Source organism: Kineosporia sp. R_H_3 (assembly GCF_002198675.1).
Lineage (GTDB): Bacteria > Actinomycetota > Actinomycetes > Actinomycetales > Kineosporiaceae > R-H-3.
This window is the reverse complement of the sequence record NZ_MWLL01000208.1, coordinates 18,596-36,242: the sequence shown is the minus strand read 5'-3', so window position 1 is coordinate 36,242 and position 17,647 is coordinate 18,596. Positions and strand designations below refer to the sequence as shown.

Here is a 17,647-nt window from a genome sequence, read left to right as displayed (position 1 = left end):
GGACGGCCTAGGGTCGGGGCATGACCTCCGAGGTCGAGCCCGTCACACCGACCGCACCGCGCCCCGTCGGGCGCACCGTCTTCACCCAGCGCTGGGCGCACCTGACGTTCCTGCACTGGGCCGTCGAGCCCGACGTCGTCGCACCGCTCCTGCTGCCGGGGCTGCGCCCGGACACGATCGACGGTCTGACGTACGTGGCGCTCGTCCCCTTCGTCATGCAGGACATCGGGCTGCTCGGGGCACCCCGGATGCCCTACGTCGGCGACTTCTGCGAGACGAACGTGCGGCTGTACTCGGTCGACGGGCAGGGCCGGCGCGGCGTCGTCTTCCGCTCGCTCGACGCCTCCCGGACCGCCCCGGTGCTCGTCGCGCGCTGGGGCCCCGGGCTGCCCTACGTCTGGTCACGGATGCGGTTCTCCGCCCGGCCCTCGGCGGCCGGCGGGCCGGCCACCCCGCCGACGGACGGCGCAGCGCGGCTGCCACGGACCGCCTACGCCCCCGGGACCGTGCTCTCGTACACGAGCAGCCGCCGGTGGCCCGCGGGCGGTCCGCCGGAGCCGGCGCACCCGGCATCCACCGTGCGGGTCCGGGTCGGCGACCCGGTCACGGCGGGGCCGCTCGAGCACTTCCTCACCGCCCGCTGGGGCCTGCACCTGGCCGACCGGCGCGGCCGCACCCGGTACTGGCCGAACGAGCACCCGCAGTGGCCGCTGCACGCGGCGCAGGTCGTCCACCTGGAGGACCAGGTGCTCGAGGCGGCCGGCTTCCCGGGGCTCGCGGGGCGCCCGCCGGACAGCGTCCTGCACTCCCCCGGGGTCGACGTCCGCTTCGGCCCCGTCCTGCCATAGGCTCGCGGACCATGAGCCTGCCGACCTGGGCGGCCCCGAGGGCCGTCGAACCGGTCGACGCGACGGTCGCCCTGCCCGGGTCGAAGTCGCTGACGAACCGCTACCTCGTGCTCGCCGCGCTCGCGGAGGAGCCCTCCCGTCTGCGCGCCCCGCTGCGGTCGCGCGACACCGACCTCATGGCCGCGGCCGTCGCCGCCCTCGGCGCCGACGTCGTCGACGTCCCGACGACGCAGGCGCTCGGCGCGACCGCCGCCGCCGGGGACGACTGGCTCGTGACGCCCGGCCCGCTGCGGGGCCCGGCGCAGATCGACTGCGGGCTCGCCGGCACCGTCATGCGCTTCCTGCCGCCGGTCGCGGCGCTCGCGGACGGCGACGTCCGGTTCGACGGCGACCCGCGGGCCCGGGAGCGGCCGATGGGCCCGGTCGTGCGGGCCCTGCGCGACCTCGGGGTCGAGGTCGACGACGGCGGCACCGGGCTGCTGCCCTTCACCGTGCGCGGCACGGGGCGCGTCCGGGGCGGGACCGTCCGGATCGACGCGTCCGCATCGTCCCAGTTCGTCTCCGCGCTGCTGCTCGTCGGCGCCCGGTTCGACGAGGGGCTCGTCGTCGAGCACGTCGGGCCGCCGATCCCGAGCGAGCCGCACGTCGTCATGACCGTCGAGGCGCTGCGGGACGTCGGGGTCGTCGTCGACGACGCCGACCCGTCGGTCTGGCGGGTCGAGCCGGGCCCGGTCGGGGCCCTCGACGTCCAGGTCGAGCCGGACCTGTCGAACGCGGCGCCGTTCCTCGCCGCCGCGGCCGTCACCGGCGGCCGGGTCTTCGTGCCCGGCTGGCCGCAGCACACGACCCAGGCCGGCGACGAGCTGCGCGACCTGCTCGACCAGATGGGCGCCGACGTGTCGCTCGAGCGCGAGGGCCTCACGGTCCGCGGCACCGGAGACCTCTACGGGATCGAGGCCGACCTGCACTCGGCCGGCGAGCTGACCCCGGTCGTCGCGGCCCTGTGCGCCCTCGCCGACACCCCTTCGCACCTGTACGGCATCGCGCACCTGCGCGGCCACGAGACCGACCGGCTCGCGGCGCTCGCCCACGAGATCAACGCGCTCGGCGGTGACGTCACCGAGACCGACGACGGGCTCGTCATCCGCCCGAAGCCGTTGCACGGCGGGGTGTTCGCCACGTACCACGACCACCGGCTCGCGACCGCGGGCGCCCTGCTCGGGCTGGCCGTGGACGGCGTCCTCGTGGAGGACGTCGCGACGACCGCGAAGACGCTGCCGGACTTCACGGGCCTGTGGGCGCGGATGCTCGAGGGCGGGGACGCGCGCGGGTGACCCCTTCCCGGCGTCGCGCCATGGACGAGTCGGACGTCCGCGTCCGGCCGAACCCGCGCGGCACCAGGCCCCGGACGAAGGAGCGGCCCCGGCACTCGGACGCCGTCGCGGCCCAGGTGCTCACGGTCGACCGCGGCCGCTACACGTGCCTCGTCGGCGGGTTCGACCGCGACACCGGGGACGCGCCCGTCACCGGTCCGGCGCACGAGCGGGACGACTCCGGCCTGCAGGACACCGGTGTCCCCGGCACGGTCGTCGTCGCGATGAAGGCCCGTGAGCTCGGCAAGCAGGGGGTCGTCGTCGGCGACCGGGTCGCGCTGGTCGGCGACGTCTCCGGCCGCCCCGACACCCTCGCGCGCGTCGTCAGGGTCGAGGAGCGGGCGTCGCTGCTGCGGCGCAGCGCCGACGACACCGACCCCGTCGAGCGGGTCGTCGTCGCGAACGCCGACCAGCTCTGCATCGTGCTCGCGCTCGCCGACCCCGAGCCGCGGCCCCGGATGGTCGACCGCTGCCTCGTCGCGGCGTACGACGCCGGGATGGACGCGCTGCTCGTGCTCACCAAGGCCGACCTCACCGCCCCCGACGAGTTCGTCGCCGGGTACGCGCCGCTCGACGTCCCGTACGTCGTCACGCGGCGGCGCCCGGACGGCGGCATCGAGGGGCTCGACGAGGTCCGGTCGGCGCTGTCGGGCCGGGTCAGCGTGCTGCTCGGGCACTCCGGCGTCGGCAAGTCGACGCTCGTCAACGCACTCGTCCCCGGGGCCGCCCGGTCGGTCGGGGTCGTCAACGACGTCACCGGCCGCGGCCGGCACACCTCGACGTCGGCGCTCGCGCTGCGGCTGCCCGGCGGCGGATGGTGCGTCGACACCCCGGGGGTCCGCTCGTTCGGGCTCGCGCACGTCGACCCGGACCGGATCATCGGGCACTTCCCCGAGCTGGCCGCCGGCACCGACGAGTGCCCGCGGGGCTGCTCGCACGACGAGGAGGAGTGCGGCCTCGACGCCTTCGTCGCGGCCGGCGGGGCCGGCCCGGCGGGGGTCGCGCGGCTGGAGTCGCTGCGCCGGCTGCTGCGGTCGAGGGCCGGCTCGCCGGAGGACCCGAAGGACGAGACCCAGCACCTGTGAGGCGCGGCTGCGCCCCGGCCGGTCGGCGGCTCAGCCGAAGCTGTCGTGGTGCACCCGGTCGAGCTGGACGCCGTGCTCACGCAGCAGGGCCAGGACGGCGTCGGTCATGACGGGCGGCCCGGCGACGTAGAAGTCGGCCTCCCGCAGGGCCGGGAGGCGCTCGCCGAGCGGCTCCGTGACGAACCCGGTCGCGCCGTCCCAGCCGGCGTCCGGGCTCACGAGCGCGCCGTGCAGGTGCCCGTCCGGCAGCGCCGCGGTGTGCCCGACGAGCTCGTCCCAGCAGACGAGGTCGGCCCGGGCGGCGGCGCCGTAGAACACGTGGACCGGGCGCGGGACGTCCTCGCCGGCAACGGATCGCTGCGCCAGCTGCGCCGCCAGCGCCGAGATCGCCGAGATCCCGGTGCCGCCGGCGACGAGCACGGCCGGCCGGTCGCCGTCCCGCAGCCACATGTCGCCGTACGGGAGCTCGACGTCCAGCTCGTCCCCCGGCGCGAGCGCGAACGCCCGCTCGCTGCCGGGCCGGCCTGGGTAGCGCTTGACGACGAACGAGACCTCCGTCGAGCCCGGCAGGCCCGCCATCGAGTAGCACCGACGCAGCCCGGGGGCGAGGCCGAGGACGGCGTGCTGGCCGGGCCGGTAGACCGCCTCCCGGTCCAGGTGCAGCCGCAGCCGGACGATGTCCGGGCCGAGCTCCTCGCGGGTCCCGAGCCGGGCCCGGTGGTCCCGGGTCGGCCGCTCCGCCGCGGGGACGTCGGCCGCCCGCGGCGCCTTGACGACGAGGTCGCTCGTCGGGGTGGACTGGCACGCGACGACCCGGCCGCGCCGCGCGTCCCGGGGGTCCACGGCGGGCGCCCCGTCGAAGAGCAGCTCGGTCGTCCCCTCCACGACCTGGACCTTGCACGTGCCGCAGCCGCCCCAGCCGCACTCGTAGGGCAGCCAGACCCCGGCCCGGCGGGCGGCACCGAGGAGCCGCTCCCCCGGTGCCACCTCGAACGACCGGTCCGTCCCGGCGAGGGTCACGCGGTGCGGCCGGGCCGCAGGCGCGGTGCCCGTCGCCGGGACGGATGCGGTCATCGGCTCACAGCCCCGCGGCGTCGAGCAGCGCGGCCCGCTCGGCGAGCGCGGCCGCGGTGACCGTCGCGGCCGGCAGCGGCTGCGCCGCCGCGGCGAACAGCGGTGCGAGGCCCTCGACGGCCGCGTCGGCCCGCGGCTGCCAGGTCGACAGCCAGCCCTGGACGACGTCCCGCATCGCCGGGTCCTGCGCGACGGCGTACCGCACGAGGGCCGCGGTCCAGTCCCGGCTGCGGGCGGAGTCGAGCTGGAACTCGGCCATGAGCAGCGAGAGGTACTCGTCACCGTTCTGGGCGGCGAGCTCGGAGAGCCGGCCGTTGACGAGGGCGTCGACGACGGGCTTGACGGCGAGGTTGAGGGCGACGAACGCCTCGCCCCAGTCCCGGACGGCGAGCAGCTGCTCGAGCACGCGGCGCAGCGGCTGCCAGGCCTCGCCGTTCTCCCACGGGTCGCGGGCGGCGGCCGTGGCGGCCAGGTCGTCGCCGTGGGCGTTCGCGACGACCTTGGTGGTGTAGGCGATCCGCTGGATGCGGCGCAGCTCGTCGGCCGCCTGGAAGTTCGCGCAGTTGATGACGAACGCCGTCGGCGCCATCTGCCCGACGTACAGCCCGGTCATCTGCAGCACGTGCAGCGGGAAGCGCAGCGGCACGAACAGGTCCCGCAGGGTCGCGACCCACGCCGGGTCGAGGTCCGCCGCCGACTCGGCCGCCTCGTGGTGGTCGGTGAGCAGGTCGACGTACGTCTCGCGCTCGTGCTGGAGCGTCACGTAGTCGGCGTACGTGAGCTTGGCCGGGTCGCGGAAGCCCTCCCAGTCCTCGACGTTGAAGGGCGAGCCCTCCCGGTTGGCGAGGTAGAAGAGGTTGAACGGCGCCTGCGGGTCCATCTCGAACGGGGCAGGGTCGCGGCGGAAGTGGTAGTTGAACTTCGCCGCGGTGACGTCGTAGGCGCTCGGGCGCTTCTTGACGTCGCCGAGCAGGCTCCAGGTCCGGTGCGGCCTGCGCTGGGACACTGCCATGTCAGTCCTGCCTCTCGAGGAACCAGACGACCTCGTCGTCGGTGAGCTTCATACGGCCGGCGAACCCCGCGAGCTGGGGCTCGAGCTGGTGCAGGCGGAAGGTGCGGCCCAGGGCGTCCTCGAGACTCGCGCGCGTCATCCGGCAGACGTTGGGCGTCGCGATCCGGATGTAGCCGCCCTGGTCGTCGACGAGGACCTCGGCGTCGGGGTTGTCGGTCTCGATCGCCGTGATGACCGCCTCGGCGAGGTTGGCGTCGAGGCCGCGGACGACCGGGCCCACCATCTTCACGTGCGTGTCCATGCTCGACCTCTCGGTGGTCACGTCTGGAACCGGTTGTGGTGTCGGACGCCGTCCTGCGGGACGGCGACGCGGATCTCGTCGGACACGACCTGGACGGCGAACTCGTAGAGCTGGCAGCCGACGGGGTTGAGTCCCTTGCCCGTCGCCATGTCGAACTCCCAGCGGTGGCCGGGGCAGACGAGGACGTTCGTGTCGGGGTCCCAGTCGCCGTCGGCGAGCAGCACCTCCTGGTGCGGGCACATCCCCTGGTAGGCCTTGACCGGCCCGCCCTCGAGGTGGACGAGGAGGACCTGCTCGTCGTCCACCTCGACGTCCAGGACGTCGCCTTCCCAGAGGTCGCCGACGTCGGCCGCGTTCACCCACCGGACCTGGCCGGTCATGCGTAGAGGACCTCGAGGACGTCCATCGGTGCGCACCCGAGGCCGGCGATCGTCGAGTCGTCGGCGAGGACGGTGCCGTTCCAGCGCACCTTCAACGGACGGTCCTGCGGGGCGACCCGCTTGCCGATGCCGTGGTAGGCGATCTTCTCGGCGACGACGGTCATCGGGTCGGTGTCGTCCACGGGCACGAGGACGACGACGAAGTCGCCCTCGACGATGCCCTGCACGGGGAACAGTGCCATGCGTGCTCTCCTTCGCTCGGTCTTCGTGCTCGCGTTACCGGCCCACGCCGCCGGCGACGGGCACCGACGCGTGCGCCCACGCGTAGTTCGTGCCGTCCTGGCCGCACTCCTCGGGCGAGAGCCCCATGTAGGCGAGCGCCCCGGGGATCGTCGGCGGCTGGATCACCCCGCCGAGGAACCGGTCGATGATCGACAGGTGGCCCTTGAACTGGCCCGGGGCCTGCTCGAAGACCCACTTGCACGGCTCGGAGCAGAACGTGTACCGCCGGCCGTCGAGGTCGAGCAGCAGGGGCAGCGGGCTGCTCAGGTAGCCGGCGGCGTACCCGGCCGGGGTGCACAGCGGGATCTGGCAGCTGTTGCACACGACGGGGAACGTCTCGGGCAGCGTCAGCTCGGGGTGGCCGGCCCGGACGTTCTCGCCCATGACGTCCCAGTACTTGCCGAAGGAGTCGTTCCAGCCGGGGTACTTCTCCTCGAGCCAGGCGCGCTCCTCGGGCAGGGTGCCGGCGACCGGGTTCCACCAGACCGTCGGGCGCCAGTAGTAGACGCCGAGGTGGTAGGCGTGGTGCACCCAGTTCATCTCGTTGAGCAGCTGGTCCCAGTACCAGGGCGCCTCGAGCCCGAAGTCGCGGAACTGGTCGATGAACTGGGTGTTGATGAACTCCTCCATGAACTCCTTGAAGGAGTGCGTCCGGTGCTCCAGCGGCGTGTAGTAGTCCATGGAGAGCCCGGTGAGGAGGGCGAACACCTTCCACGCGCGCCAGAACATCCGGTCGAAGAGGTTCTGGGCGACGTCCTTCTTGCCGGCCGCGACGAGGATCTTCAGGGTCGGCTCGCCCTGCTGGGCGTGCCGCGCCTCGTCGGTCTGGATCGAGGAGATGAGCGCCCCGAAGTCGATGTCGCCGACCTTCATCGCGTCCGCGGCCATGCCGAGGAACTGCAGGTTCGTGAACCCGGTCTCGAACGTGAAGGTCAGCTGGATCGCCATCGAGACCGCGTCGTTCGCGGTGAACATGTCGTCGAAGAGGTGACGGGCGGCGATCATGCCCCACTCGTTGGTGTGGTACGCCTTGTGCGCCCAGTCCAGCCGCGGCTCCTTGTTGAGCGCCTGGTAGGGGAAGTACGTCTGGAGCTGGCCGTGCCGGGTCTCGTCCAGGCACCCGTAGGTCGCCATGTTGCGCCAGGACGCCGCCCGCCCGAAGCGGGCCATCCGGGCCTCGCCGATGCCGGCCTGGTACTCGCCGACGGCGATGGCCCCGTAGTGCGCGAGGGTGGCCGCCATCCAGCCGGGCTCGAGGTTCTCGAAGATCTTCGAGCGGCCGACGACGTTGTTCACCGTGAACAGCCCGGCGTCCTTGCCGGCCTGGTTGTGGACGTACTCGGCGTAGGTGATCTTGTACGGCTCGTCCCACGTCCACCAGTCCTGCTTCGGGACGCCGAACCCGTTCGACAGCAGCTCGGGGAAGACGTCCTCCTCGGTGACGTAGGAGAAGTCCCAGTTCATGTCCCGGGTGAGGTCGTACCAGTCGGCACGGGGCAGACGCGGCATTGTCGCTCCTTCGATCCTTCGAGCAGCTCGACGCGAGCAGGGTCGCCGGGGGCGGCGACGGCGCGCCATGCCCTCGCAGGGCCAGGAATGCCGTTCCGCTGGCCGGAACCGGCCAGGCGACAGACAGGCGATCACGGGGTCTAATGCCCTGGGTCGACCTGCCCGGGCGTGCCGTCCGGTGCTGCCGTCGTCCCGCCGGCTGCACGGACGAAGGAGTCCCCGATGCCCGCACAGATGCCCGCACGGATGCCCGCACAGATGCCTGCACAGATGCCTCGCCGGGTCGGCGCCACGGACGTCGCCCTCGAGGCGGGCGACCACGTGTGCGGCTTCTACTACGGGGACGACGAGCGCGACGCGATGCTGCTGCCGTTCCTGCGCGGCGGGCTCGAGGCGGGCGACAAGTGCCTGGCCGTCGTCGACTCGACGGCGCCGAAGGACGTCATCGCCGGGATCGGCGAGGGGCTCGACGTCGACGGCCTGCTCGCCTCGGGTCAGCTCGAGCTGTACGACTCGGACGAGACCTACCTGCGGACCGGAACGTTCGACCCGGAGCGGATGATCGAGTTCTGGGAGGACCACGCGGCCGCGGAGAGCGCGAAGGGCCGGTTCGCCTTCGCCCGCGTCGTCGGCGAGATGTCGTGGCTGGAGCGGGTCCCGCCGCTGCGCGAGCACGTCGTCCGGTACGAGACGTGGGCCGACGGCTTCGCCGCGAAGTTCCCGCACGCCGTCCTGTGCCTCTACGACCTGCGGCGGCTCGGCAGCGGCATCCTCCTGGACCTCATGCGCACCCACCCGAAGCTGCTGCTCGGCGGACTCGTCCTGGAGAACCCGCACCACCTCTCGGGCGACGAGTTCGCGGCCGCCCGCGCATGACCCCCGGCGGCTCCGCCGTCGACGACCTCGCGATGCGCGAGCAGGTATCGAGCCTGCGGGGCCTGCTCGCGATGTCGATCCTCATGATGGAGCGCCGCGACGAGCGCGAGGTCCTGCACCTCGCGGCGAGCGCGGTGCCGGGGCTGGTGCGCTGCCGCGCCGTCGGGGTGCACCTCGGCCCGGCGGGCTGGGAGGACGGCACGACGACGATCGGCGGGGAGGGGCTGCGGGGCCGGGTCGCCGTGCAGCTCGCCGGGTGCCCGCGCTCGGGCGGTCCCGTCGACGTCCCGGGCGAGCCGTGGGCCTGGGCGCTCCCGCTGCGCAGCATCGAGGAGCCCATCGGGCACCTGCTCGTCGCCGGCCCGGCGGAGCCGTCGCCGTCCGACCTGCTCCTGCTGCGCACGCTCGCCCAGCAGACCGGGATCGCGATCGCCAACGCCCGGCTGCACGCGAGCACCCGGACGACGAACGCGGCCCTCGCCGAGACCGTCGCCACGCTCCAGCGCAAGACGGCGATCCACGACCGGTTCACCCAGGTGGCGCTCGAGGGCAGCGGCCACGACGGGATCGTCCGGGCGCTCCACGAGCTGACGGGGCTGCCCGCCGGGATCGAGGACCGGTCCGGCAACCTGCTCTCGTGGGCCGGCCCGGAGGCGGATCGGCCGCGGCGGCCCTCGACGACGACCCGGCGCGAGCGGCTCGCGGACCGGGCGGCCCTGGCCGGCCGCCCGATCCGGGCCGACGGCCGGCTGTTCACAGTGGCCCGGCCCCGGGCGGACGTCGTCGGCGTCCTGCTCCTCGTCGACCCGGACGGCACGGCGGGCGAGCCGGAGACCGTCGCCCTCGAGCACGGTGCGACCGTCCTCGCGATCGAGCTCGCGCGGCTGCTCAGCCTTGCGGAGACCGAGCTGCGGCTCGGCGTGGACCTCGTCGCCGACCTCATCGGCGGCACCGACGGCCCGGGGGCCTCCCGGCGGGCGCAGGCCCTCGGGCACGACCTGGCCCGGCCGCACCGGGTGCTCGTCGTGGGCAGCCGCGCGCACCGCGCCGAGCCGGACGCCCTCATGCTCGCCGTCCGGGAGGCGGTCGGCGGCGGACGGCCGCCCCCGCTGCTCATGCAGCGCGCGAGCACCGTCGTCATGCTCGTCGCCGTCCGCTCCCCCGCCGACCGTGGCCCCTGGGAGGACCTGGCGGCCCGGCTGCGCCGCACCCCCGCCGGGCGCGGCTGCCGGATCGGGGTCGGCGGCCTGTGCGAGTCGACCGACGACTACCCGCGCTCCTACCGAGAGGGCCGGCTCGCGCTGCGGCTGGCGGAGTTCACCGGCGAGCAGTCGGCGACGGCGTACGACGAGCTCGGCGTCTACCAGCTGCTCTCCGAGGTGACCGACCCGAAGGGCGTCGACGCGTTCGTCCGCCGTTGGCTCGGGCCGCTCCTGGAGTACGACGCGCGGCGTGGCGCGAGCCTGGTCCGGACGTTGTCCCGGTACCTCGACGTCGGCGGCAACTACGACGCGACCGCGGCGGCGATGGCCCTGGGCCGCAGCACGGTGCGCTACCGGCTCTCCCGGATCCGCGAGATCTCCGGCCACGACCTGTCGGACCCCGACACCCGGTTCCAGCTCCAGCTCGCGTCCCGGGCGTGGTTCACGTTGCAGGCGCTCGCCGAGGGGTGAGGCGGGTGCGGCCCCATGGGCGCGGTGTCGTTCTCCCGGCAGGATGGGAGCGTGGACGGCGGAACGCGGGAGGACCTGTCGGACGGCCCGTCCGTCGTGGCCGGGGCAGCGCTGTCGGACGCCGGCCGGGAGCGTGTCCGTGCCGAGTGGGCGCGGCGGCTGGCGGCCCCGCCGGGGGTTTTCGCCGGCGCCGGGTCGCACGTCGTCGCCCGTGAGGACTCGACGGCCGTCGTGGCCGTGGAGCTGTTCGGCACGTGCGTGGTCACCTGCCCTCCGGCTGCCGCCGCACGGCTCGAGGGTCTGCACCCGGCGGCGCTGACGGACGTCGACGCGCTGGTGCGGCGGCTGCACCCGCTCCGGCTCCGGCCGATCGGGACGGCGGCGCTCTCGTACCGCGACACGGGACTCGCCGCGCGAGCGACCGGCACCGCTGCCCCGTCGCCGGCCGGCGACCTGGCAGCGGCCGGCGACCTGGAAGTGGCCGGCGACGTGGCAGTGGATCAGCTCCGTCGCAGCCTCCCCGCCGACGAGTGGGACGAGAGCGGCCTGGCGGCCATGCCGCTGCGGTGGGCGGCGTTCACCTCCTCCGGTGAGGTCGCTGCCCTCGCCGGCTACGAGCGCTGGGGCGAGGACGTCGCCCAGGTGGGCGTCGCCGCCGCCCCCGCCCACCGCGGGCTCGGCCACGCGTCGGCCGTGGCCCGCCGGGTCGTCACCGCGGCGCTCGACGAGGGTCTCGTCGTGCAGTGGCGGTGCCGGCTGGGCAACGAGGCGTCCGAGCGGCTCTGCGCAGCGATGGGCTTCGTCCGCGTAGGACGGCAGACCGCCGTCCTCGTGGGCGACGACTGACAGGTTCTGCGGGAGTCGTCAGCCCGCCCGTTCCCAGGTGTCGTCGGGTGGTGCCTGGTTCCAGATCGGTGGTGTGAGGTCGATCGGGGTGAGCCCGGTCCGGTTCGGGCCGACGCCGCGGGCGTCGGCGTCCTCGTCCAGAGCGAGCCGCAGCTGCTGGCCGATCCGCTGGGCCGCGGCGTGCGTCTGGTGGTGGAGGTTGCGGGTCCGGCGCCGCTGAGGGTCGATCCAGGACGGCGGTCGCACCCAGACGATCCCGTCGAGCACCTCGACCACCCACAGGCCCGCGTGGACCTGCTGATGATGGGCCGGGCACAGGCTCACCAGGTTGTGCAGGTCCGTCGGACCGCCGTGCTCCCAGGCCTGGAGGTGGTGGGCGTCGGTGCCCTCGTGCGGGACCGGGCACGCCGGGATCACGCACCCGCCGTCGCGTGCCGCGAGGGCCTTGCGCTGTGCCGGGGTCGCGAGCCGATGTGTCCGCCCCACGTCCAACGGTGCCCCGTTCGGGTCCAGCAGCACCCTCGTCAGCGTCGCCGCGCACGCCAGGTAGGCCAGCAGGTGAGACCCGATCGGCCCGTGCCGGTGCAGCGTCGCCAACCCCGCCGCCCGGCCGACCCGGCACGCGACTGATGAGCCGGATCCGTTGTTGGACAACGCCTCCGGGATCGAGCCCGCACCAGCCGCGCCCGCACCAGCCGCGCCCGCACCAGCCGCGCCCGCACAAGTACCAGCGCGTGCACCCGCATCGACGTCGGCAGCGCAGCCGAAGTCCGAACGGGCAGCGGCGTCGGCGGCGGTTGGTTCGTCCAGGTCGCCTCCGGCTCCGGCGGTGGCCCGTCGGCGGACCCGTTCGGCGGCCGCACCGGCGGCGGCGACCTGCTCGACCGTCGCGGTCACCAAGAGGTTCACCAGCGGCGAAGGCGCCTCACCACCGCTGTCGCCGGTGAGGCCGGCGCGGAGCAGTCCCATCACCGCGTCGTAGCGGCGCATCGCCACGGTCCGGTCGTCCTTCACCAGCGTGACCTGCTCGACCCCTTCGCTGTCGACGGTGAGCACTTCACGGGCAGGCCGCGGCTTGCCCGCCGCCGAGAGCATCGCGGACAGCACGGCGGTGTCTGCCGGGGTGAGGGTCATCCGCAGCGACCCCATGCCAGTGGAGTCCTTCACCAACGACAGGCCGCGGCGTAGGTGGGCGTCTTCGTCGAAGTCCTCTTCGCGGTCGGGGTCGAGGACCCGGACGAGTTCGTCGACGAGGCGGTGGATCGCCCGGACCGGGAACCGGCGGCACTGCTCGGCCAGGAACGCGTCCGCGATCTCCATCCCGGACTTCAGCTCACCGGTCGCTTCGTCCTCGAGGAGGACGACGCGGAGGCGTTTCGGGAGCCGCGCTACGGCGCGGACGCAGGCGTCTGCGTGCTCGCGGGTGATCTCACCGGCCGCGAGGGCCGCGCCGACCTGCGGCAGGCTCCCGGAGTCGGCATCCAGGGCGTGCGCGGCCCGCGCGTCGGCGTTCGCCCTGCCCTGGTCCACGTTTAACCGGCCGGTCAGGAACGCGGCCGCGACTTTGCCTTCGCTAGCGCCGGGGACGGCTTCGGGGCGTTCGTCGAGGACCTTGATCACCGCGAGGCGGGCTGCTTCGGCGGAGGCCATCGCCCGGGTGAACGCCTCCACCACGTCCCGTGCCTCGCTGTCCGACAGGGACCAGGCGCACCGCGACGCCTCCAGCACCATCGCGGTCGCGGCCTTCATCGCCGCGACCCCGGCCTGCAGGTCGTGCACCGGCATCGATATGTCGGACACGACATGAGCAGCAGGTATCACGGCGTCCGGCTCGCTGCCGGGCACCTCGCCCTGTGTCTGGTCGTCGCTGCTCACGAGACCAACACTAGGGACGGGGTCCGACAGTTTTGATCTCGCGAGACCCGTTCCAGCAGAACAACTTTGCGTCAGTGATCGTCACTAACCAACAGTCGCAGGAGACCACCTGCGCCTATGCGGGCATCGGGGTCAGGACCAGCTGGCAGGCGAGGGCGAGTAGAAGCGAGCGCGAGAGGGGTGGAGCGCCGGAGGCGAGGGCGAGAGGGTGGAGCGCCGGCAGACGAGGGCGAGAGGGGTGGAGCGCCGGAGGCGACGGCGAGGGAGCGGGCGAGAGTGAGGCAAGCGCGAGGGTACGGAGCCAGAACGAAGACACAGGCGATCAGACGTCGGCGGCTGCCAGCAGCGTCGCGTCAGGGCGCCACCCACGAGAGGTGGGCAGCCCACCACTACTCGTCCGACAACCGCGTCTCCACGACGAGAACCACGTCGACCGCCGACGTCACCGCACCGTCGCACACCCGCTCGACCCGCCCCGTCCCGCGAACATCGCCACCGCCCGCCGCCGCAGAAGCAGCCACGAACGTCGGGCGCAGGAACCGCTCCGCACCCGCTGCCTGCTCCACGACGACGCGGGAGCGGTCCGCCTGAGCGACGGCGACCTGCCCGGGGATCGTGAACGTGCTCTGGAGCACCCAGCCGGGCGGCAGGGTCACGCTCGCCCTCGTCAGGCACGAGTCGGCGAGCCGCAGCGGCTCGTCCCAGCCGAGGAAGGCGGTCGCCGCGACGGCGTCACTGGCGGGCACCCCGAGCGCTGTCGGTCGGCCCGGATCGGTCACGAGCGTCGCCGGGCGGAGCAGCAGCCTCGCAGTCGTCACCCTCGTGTCCTGCCACAGCGCGGGCACCGGCCACACGAGCAGTGCGACCATCGCGCCCACGACAGCGACGCCCGCCGCGACCCCGCGCACCCGACGACGACCCGCCCCAACAGAGTCGGCCTCCCGACCGGGCCCGTCGCCACCCGGCCGGCGGACGGCGTCCGGTGCGGACGACGCAGGACCCACCGTCATGCCGACCCCCTCCAGAACCGCCGCTGACGACGCACCCCGCCGAGCATCCACTCCGGCAGGCATGACCCCGGCGAACCTCACGGTACGACCGCGAACCCCGCCCCCGTCACCGGAACGATCTACAACCGCCCGCTGCCCCGCACCGGCACGACCGCCACACGGTGCCCCACCCGGTCACCCGCCCCGGCGGACGGCGTCCACACCGCAACCGGCGCACCCGCCACCACGAGCGGCGCACCCGAGGTCGACGCCCCCAGGCTGATCGTCAGGGTCCCCAGCGTGTTCGCGTCACGCCCGACCCAGCGCAGCGCCGACGCCCCGGAACCCGCCCCCGAGAACGTCAGCGCCCCACCCGCGACATAGTCACCGCCGAGCGCGAACGACCCCACGTTCGTCACCGCCCCGGCGACGGCGACCGTCAGCACGTCGTCGGCCCCCGCGTCGGTCACCGTGACGACGACCGCGCCGTCCCCGCTCACCGTGCCCTGCGTCGTCCCGCTCGTCCACCCCGAGAACAGCGAGTTCGGGTCGACTCCGCTCACCCCGTCCGCAAGCGTCACGGCGAGGCTGTCGCCGGGCCCGGCCGCGCCGGGCGAACCGCCGTCCGTGAGCACGACCGACGACACGGTCGGCCCCGAGCCGTCCTGCGGCACGTCCGGTGTCACCCGCCCGGGGACGGCGGCGTTCCCCGCGACGTCCCGCACCGTGAACGTCACGGCGGGCCGCCCGTCGGGAGCCGTGAACGAGAACCGCGCCGTCCCGCCGCTCACCCCGGCCACCCCGCTCGGCCCGCCCGCGACCGCCCAGTCGACGAGCGAGACCCCGCTCGTCACCTCGCGGTCGGCGATGCCGGTGACGGTCACCGTCGTCGCGCCCGCACAGACCCCGCCGGTCAGCGCCCCCGAGCACCCGGTGACGGCGGTCCCGGACTCGGGTGCAGTGGTGTCGACGACGGCAGGCAGGGTCTGGACGACGGACCGGTTGCCGGCGAGGTCCACCGCCGCGACTGCGACGGTCGCGTACGCCTCGACGGACGTGATCGTCGGCGTGGTCGCCAGCCCGGCCGCGAGCGGCAGGACGACGCCCGCCCCGGGCAGCGGCACCGGTGCCGGCATGGCGACCGTGCTCGTCGCTGCGGTGTAGACGACCGACGCGATGCCGCTCGTCGTGTCGGACGCCGTGAACGAGTACCGCAGGCCGTCCTCGCCGAGGGACGACGCGGTGCACGTCCACGACCCGCCGGTGAGCACGGCCGGCCCTCGCCCGCACGAGGCCGAGGCGACCGTCGGCGCGGCCGGGGGAGCGATGTCGACGACGACGGTGGTCGCGGGGCTCGCGGACCCGCGCGCGCCGCCGTTGAGCGCCGCCCGGGCGCTGAGGGCGTGGACGCCGGCCCCGAGCGGGCGGCCCAGCGCGACGACCCAGCTGCCGTCCGCGGCGGCGGTCGTCGCCGCGACCTGGGTCGAGCCGTCGAAGACGGCGACGGCGGCGCCACCGAGCCCCGGCGCGAGGTCGCCCGTGAGCGTCGGGGTCGTGACGTTCGTGATCCCGTCGACGGGGGAGACCCCCGAGTCGCTCGCCGGGGCGAGCCGCGGCGCCCCCGGCGGCGGTGCGGCAGCGGTCGTCACCCGCACGGCGAGCCCGTCTGTGCTCGTGGCGGGGCCGAGCGCCGAGCGCACCGTCAGCGTGTACGCCGTCCCGCTGCGCAGCCCGGTCAACGTGCACGTCGCGGCCGGCCCGCCCGAGCCTGCGCCCGAACGACCGCCCGGGGCGCACACCCGCGCCTCGCCGTCCGCCGCCGCGACCGTGTACCCGGACGGCGTCGGCCCGGTCGCCGGTGCGAGAACGGTGAGCGTGATCGACGTCGGCGTCACCGTGCTGCTCAGCGAGGACGGCGCGGCGAGTCCGGCCACGCTGCCCGGCGCCGAGGAGGTCTGCGAGGCCAGCCAGTACCCGGCCACCGGGGCGGCGACGAGCAGCCCGCCCACGCCGAGGGCCGCGGCGAGCGTCCGGGCGCGCGCCACGGCAGGGGAGGTCTCGCCCACCACCCCGGTGTCATCGGCTCACCGGGCCCCCGGCTCCAGTCCGAGCGCCCGGGAGCCCCCGGTCGGAGGGTTCCCGAGCCCGGACGCCGCGCCTACAGTCACCGGTATGACCTCGCCCGTCGTCCCCCGGCCCGCGCCGCCGAGCGCGCCCGAGGCCCGCGACGAGCTCGACGCGCTCACCGACCTCGTCCGCGAGGTCTCCAGCCAGCGCAACGTCGAGGACACCCTGGACGTCGCCCTGCGGCAGTGCCTGTCGCTCACGGCGTCCGAGTTCGGCTTCATCGGGCTGATCCGTGCATCGCAGCACGGGGACGGCGTCGGCGAGCTGGAGATCGTCGCGATCCACGGCTTCCACCCGGCGCCGCACTTCTTCGCCGAGCACCGGGTGATCCCGTTGAAGCCGAACATCTTCAACACGGTCGTCCTCGAGAACCGCCCGGTCCGCACCGCGGACGCCGCGGCCGACCCGCACCGCGTCGGGCAGCCGAGCGGGCACCCGCCCGTCGGGGCGTTCATGGGCGTCCCGCTGCGGCTGGACGGCGCCCCGATCGGCATGATCGGCCTCGCCAACCGCGCGGTGCCGTACGAGGACGACCACGAGCGCCTCGTGCTCACCTACGCCTCGCTCATCTCCGTGCTCGTGCACAACGCCCAGCTCTACGAGCAGCTCCAGCAGACGAACACGTGGCTCGAGCGGCTCGTCACCGAGCGGACGAGCGAGCTCGCCCAGGCCCGGGACGCGCTGGCGGAGAAGGCGTCCCGGCTCCAGGTCGTGCTCACCGACACCGTCGACACCCAGGAGACCGAGCGCCGCCGGATCGCCGCGGACCTGCACGACGGCGTCAACCAGCTCATCGTCGGGGCGCTGCTCGAGCTGACGAGCAGCCGGCACCGGGTCGAGGCCGGGCAGCACGACGCGGCCCTCGGCTCCCTCGACTCGGCCCGTGCGATCCTCTCGGACGTCGAGACCGAGCTGCGTCGCGTCGTCCACGACCTGCACCCGCCGGTTCTCGAGGGCCTCGGCCTCACCGCCGGCATCCGCGAGGTCGCGGACCGGTTCGCCGCGTTCAGCGGGATCGACTGCACCGTCGAGGTCACGGGCCGCCCCGTGCGGCTCGGGGCCGGCGCGGAGACGAGCCTGTACCGGCTCGTCCAGGAGGCCCTGAAGAACGTCGCCGTCCACTCCGGTGCGCGGAACGCGTTGGTACGGCTCGCGTTCGAGGCCGACGAGGGCTGCCTCACGGTCTCGGTCTCGGACGACGGCACGGGCTTCGACCCCGCGGACGCCGAGCGCACCGCCGGCGCCGGCGGCCGGCTGCACCTCGGGCTCGGCAGCATGCGGCGCCGGGTCGAGACGCTCGAGGGCCGCTGGGGGATCGAGTCGACGCCCGGCGGCGGGACGACGATCCGCGCCTGCGTGCCGCTGCCCTGATCCCGGGCCGGTCGCGGCCGCGGAGC

Annotated in this window: 16 protein-coding genes; 7 read left to right on the top strand and 9 right to left on the bottom strand. The window is 74.5% G+C overall.

Features of this window, described 5'->3' with window-relative positions; all coding sequences use genetic code 11:
• The first annotated feature begins 20 nt into the window (after positions 1 to 20).
• From ECOMGDLI_RS26225 to rsgA, 3 genes are read left to right on the top strand one after another with little or no spacing between them, the layout of a single operon-like run.
• A complete protein-coding gene (locus ECOMGDLI_RS26225) occupies positions 21 to 848 on the top strand; it encodes a YqjF family protein (RefSeq protein WP_088319790.1) in 828 nt (275 codons plus the stop codon).
• 11 nt (positions 849 to 859) lie between these two features.
• Positions 860 to 2,182 carry a 3-phosphoshikimate 1-carboxyvinyltransferase gene (gene aroA / locus ECOMGDLI_RS26220; RefSeq protein ID WP_088319789.1) on the top strand — a complete coding sequence of 441 codons (1,323 nt, stop codon included), beginning with the start codon at positions 860 to 862 and terminating at the stop codon, positions 2,180 to 2,182.
• A 20-nt stretch (positions 2,183 to 2,202) separates the two neighbouring features.
• Positions 2,203 to 3,306 (top strand): ribosome small subunit-dependent GTPase A, encoded by a 1,104-nt coding sequence (gene rsgA, locus ECOMGDLI_RS26215; protein ID WP_088319788.1) that lies wholly within the window; start codon positions 2,203 to 2,205, stop codon positions 3,304 to 3,306.
• A gap of 30 nt (positions 3,307 to 3,336) precedes the next feature.
• Here rsgA and ECOMGDLI_RS26210 read toward each other — a convergent pair whose 3' ends face one another.
• The 6 genes from ECOMGDLI_RS26210 to ECOMGDLI_RS26185 are packed head-to-tail and all read right to left on the bottom strand — an operon-like array spanning position 3,337 to position 7,864.
• Positions 3,337 to 4,380 carry a 2Fe-2S iron-sulfur cluster-binding protein gene (locus tag ECOMGDLI_RS26210; RefSeq protein WP_088319787.1) on the bottom strand — a complete coding sequence of 348 codons (1,044 nt, stop codon included), beginning with the start codon at positions 4,378 to 4,380 and terminating at the stop codon, positions 3,337 to 3,339.
• A 4-nt stretch (positions 4,381 to 4,384) separates the two neighbouring features.
• On the bottom strand, positions 4,385 to 5,392 hold the full coding sequence (locus tag ECOMGDLI_RS26205) for a toluene hydroxylase (protein WP_088319786.1): 1,008 nt from the start codon (positions 5,390 to 5,392) through the stop codon (positions 4,385 to 4,387).
• Position 5,393: 1 nt separating this feature from the next.
• Positions 5,394 to 5,693: an MmoB/DmpM family protein gene (locus ECOMGDLI_RS26200; RefSeq protein ID WP_088319801.1), complete on the bottom strand. Its 300-nt coding sequence runs from the start codon at positions 5,691 to 5,693 to the stop codon at positions 5,394 to 5,396.
• Between the two features lie 17 nt (positions 5,694 to 5,710).
• Positions 5,711 to 6,073: a Rieske 2Fe-2S domain-containing protein gene (locus ECOMGDLI_RS26195; RefSeq protein ID WP_088319785.1), complete on the bottom strand. Its 363-nt coding sequence runs from the start codon at positions 6,071 to 6,073 to the stop codon at positions 5,711 to 5,713.
• Entirely contained in the window at positions 6,070 to 6,315 is a 246-nt protein-coding gene (locus tag ECOMGDLI_RS26190) for a toluene-4-monooxygenase system B family protein (RefSeq protein WP_088319784.1), read from the bottom strand. The genes ECOMGDLI_RS26195 and ECOMGDLI_RS26190 overlap by 4 nt, the downstream gene beginning before the upstream one ends.
• Positions 6,316 to 6,349: 34 nt before the next feature.
• Positions 6,350 to 7,864: a YHS domain-containing protein gene (locus tag ECOMGDLI_RS26185; protein ID WP_088319783.1), complete on the bottom strand. Its 1,515-nt coding sequence runs from the start codon at positions 7,862 to 7,864 to the stop codon at positions 6,350 to 6,352.
• A 222-nt stretch (positions 7,865 to 8,086) separates the two neighbouring features.
• Here ECOMGDLI_RS26185 and ECOMGDLI_RS26180 point away from each other — a divergent pair, with 222 nt between their 5' ends.
• Genes ECOMGDLI_RS26180 through ECOMGDLI_RS26170 form a run of 3 tightly spaced genes read left to right on the top strand, consistent with a single transcriptional unit; the run spans position 8,087 to position 11,259 of the window.
• Positions 8,087 to 8,740 carry an MEDS domain-containing protein gene (locus tag ECOMGDLI_RS26180; RefSeq protein WP_143447950.1) on the top strand — a complete coding sequence of 218 codons (654 nt, stop codon included), beginning with the start codon at positions 8,087 to 8,089 and terminating at the stop codon, positions 8,738 to 8,740.
• Positions 8,737 to 10,413, top strand: a complete 1,677-nt coding sequence (locus ECOMGDLI_RS26175) for a CdaR family transcriptional regulator (protein WP_088319781.1) — start codon at positions 8,737 to 8,739, stop codon at positions 10,411 to 10,413. Before ECOMGDLI_RS26180 ends, ECOMGDLI_RS26175 begins: the two co-directional genes overlap by 4 nt.
• Positions 10,414 to 10,464: 51 nt before the next feature.
• Complete coding sequence (locus ECOMGDLI_RS26170; RefSeq protein WP_158221165.1) at positions 10,465 to 11,259, top strand: GNAT family N-acetyltransferase; 795 nt, start codon at positions 10,465 to 10,467, stop codon at positions 11,257 to 11,259.
• Between the two features lie 18 nt (positions 11,260 to 11,277).
• Here ECOMGDLI_RS26170 and ECOMGDLI_RS26165 read toward each other — a convergent pair whose 3' ends face one another.
• The 3 genes from ECOMGDLI_RS26165 to ECOMGDLI_RS26155 form a co-directional block, all read right to left on the bottom strand.
• A complete protein-coding gene (locus tag ECOMGDLI_RS26165; protein WP_088319779.1) occupies positions 11,278 to 13,134 on the bottom strand; it encodes an HNH endonuclease signature motif containing protein in 1,857 nt (618 codons plus the stop codon).
• 389 nt (positions 13,135 to 13,523) lie between these two features.
• On the bottom strand, positions 13,524 to 14,042 hold the full coding sequence (locus tag ECOMGDLI_RS26160) for a hypothetical protein (RefSeq protein WP_088319778.1): 519 nt from the start codon (positions 14,040 to 14,042) through the stop codon (positions 13,524 to 13,526).
• Between the two features lie 221 nt (positions 14,043 to 14,263).
• Positions 14,264 to 16,189, bottom strand: coding sequence for an Ig-like domain-containing protein (locus ECOMGDLI_RS26155; RefSeq protein WP_088319777.1), 1,926 nt, complete (start codon positions 16,187 to 16,189; stop codon positions 14,264 to 14,266).
• A 106-nt stretch (positions 16,190 to 16,295) separates the two neighbouring features.
• On the opposite strand from ECOMGDLI_RS26155, the gene ECOMGDLI_RS26150 reads away from it, so the two are divergent.
• Positions 16,296 to 17,621: a GAF domain-containing sensor histidine kinase gene (locus tag ECOMGDLI_RS26150; RefSeq protein WP_088319776.1), complete on the top strand. Its 1,326-nt coding sequence runs from the start codon at positions 16,296 to 16,298 to the stop codon at positions 17,619 to 17,621.
• Positions 17,622 to 17,647: the final 26 nt, after the last annotated feature.

Excerpts from the sequence above, each read along its gene's own strand:
- ECOMGDLI_RS26225 (WP_088319790.1), top strand. The coding sequence starts at position 21 with ATGACCTCCGAGGTCGAGCCCGTCACACCGACCGCACCGCGCCCCGTC.
- aroA (WP_088319789.1), top strand. The coding sequence starts at position 860 with ATGAGCCTGCCGACCTGGGCGGCCCCGAGGGCCGTCGAACCGGTCGAC.
- rsgA (WP_088319788.1), top strand. The coding sequence starts at position 2,203 with ATGGACGAGTCGGACGTCCGCGTCCGGCCGAACCCGCGCGGCACCAGG.
- ECOMGDLI_RS26210 (WP_088319787.1), bottom strand. The coding sequence starts at position 4,380 with ATGACCGCATCCGTCCCGGCGACGGGCACCGCGCCTGCGGCCCGGCCG.
- ECOMGDLI_RS26205 (WP_088319786.1), bottom strand. The coding sequence starts at position 5,392 with ATGGCAGTGTCCCAGCGCAGGCCGCACCGGACCTGGAGCCTGCTCGGC.
- ECOMGDLI_RS26200 (WP_088319801.1), bottom strand. The coding sequence starts at position 5,693 with ATGGACACGCACGTGAAGATGGTGGGCCCGGTCGTCCGCGGCCTCGAC.
- ECOMGDLI_RS26195 (WP_088319785.1), bottom strand. The coding sequence starts at position 6,073 with ATGACCGGCCAGGTCCGGTGGGTGAACGCGGCCGACGTCGGCGACCTC.
- ECOMGDLI_RS26190 (WP_088319784.1), bottom strand. The coding sequence starts at position 6,315 with ATGGCACTGTTCCCCGTGCAGGGCATCGTCGAGGGCGACTTCGTCGTC.
- ECOMGDLI_RS26185 (WP_088319783.1), bottom strand. The coding sequence starts at position 7,864 with ATGCCGCGTCTGCCCCGTGCCGACTGGTACGACCTCACCCGGGACATG.
- ECOMGDLI_RS26180 (WP_143447950.1), top strand. The coding sequence starts at position 8,087 with ATGCCCGCACAGATGCCCGCACGGATGCCCGCACAGATGCCTGCACAG.
- ECOMGDLI_RS26175 (WP_088319781.1), top strand. The coding sequence starts at position 8,737 with ATGACCCCCGGCGGCTCCGCCGTCGACGACCTCGCGATGCGCGAGCAG.
- ECOMGDLI_RS26150 (WP_088319776.1), top strand. The coding sequence starts at position 16,296 with ATGACCTCGCCCGTCGTCCCCCGGCCCGCGCCGCCGAGCGCGCCCGAG.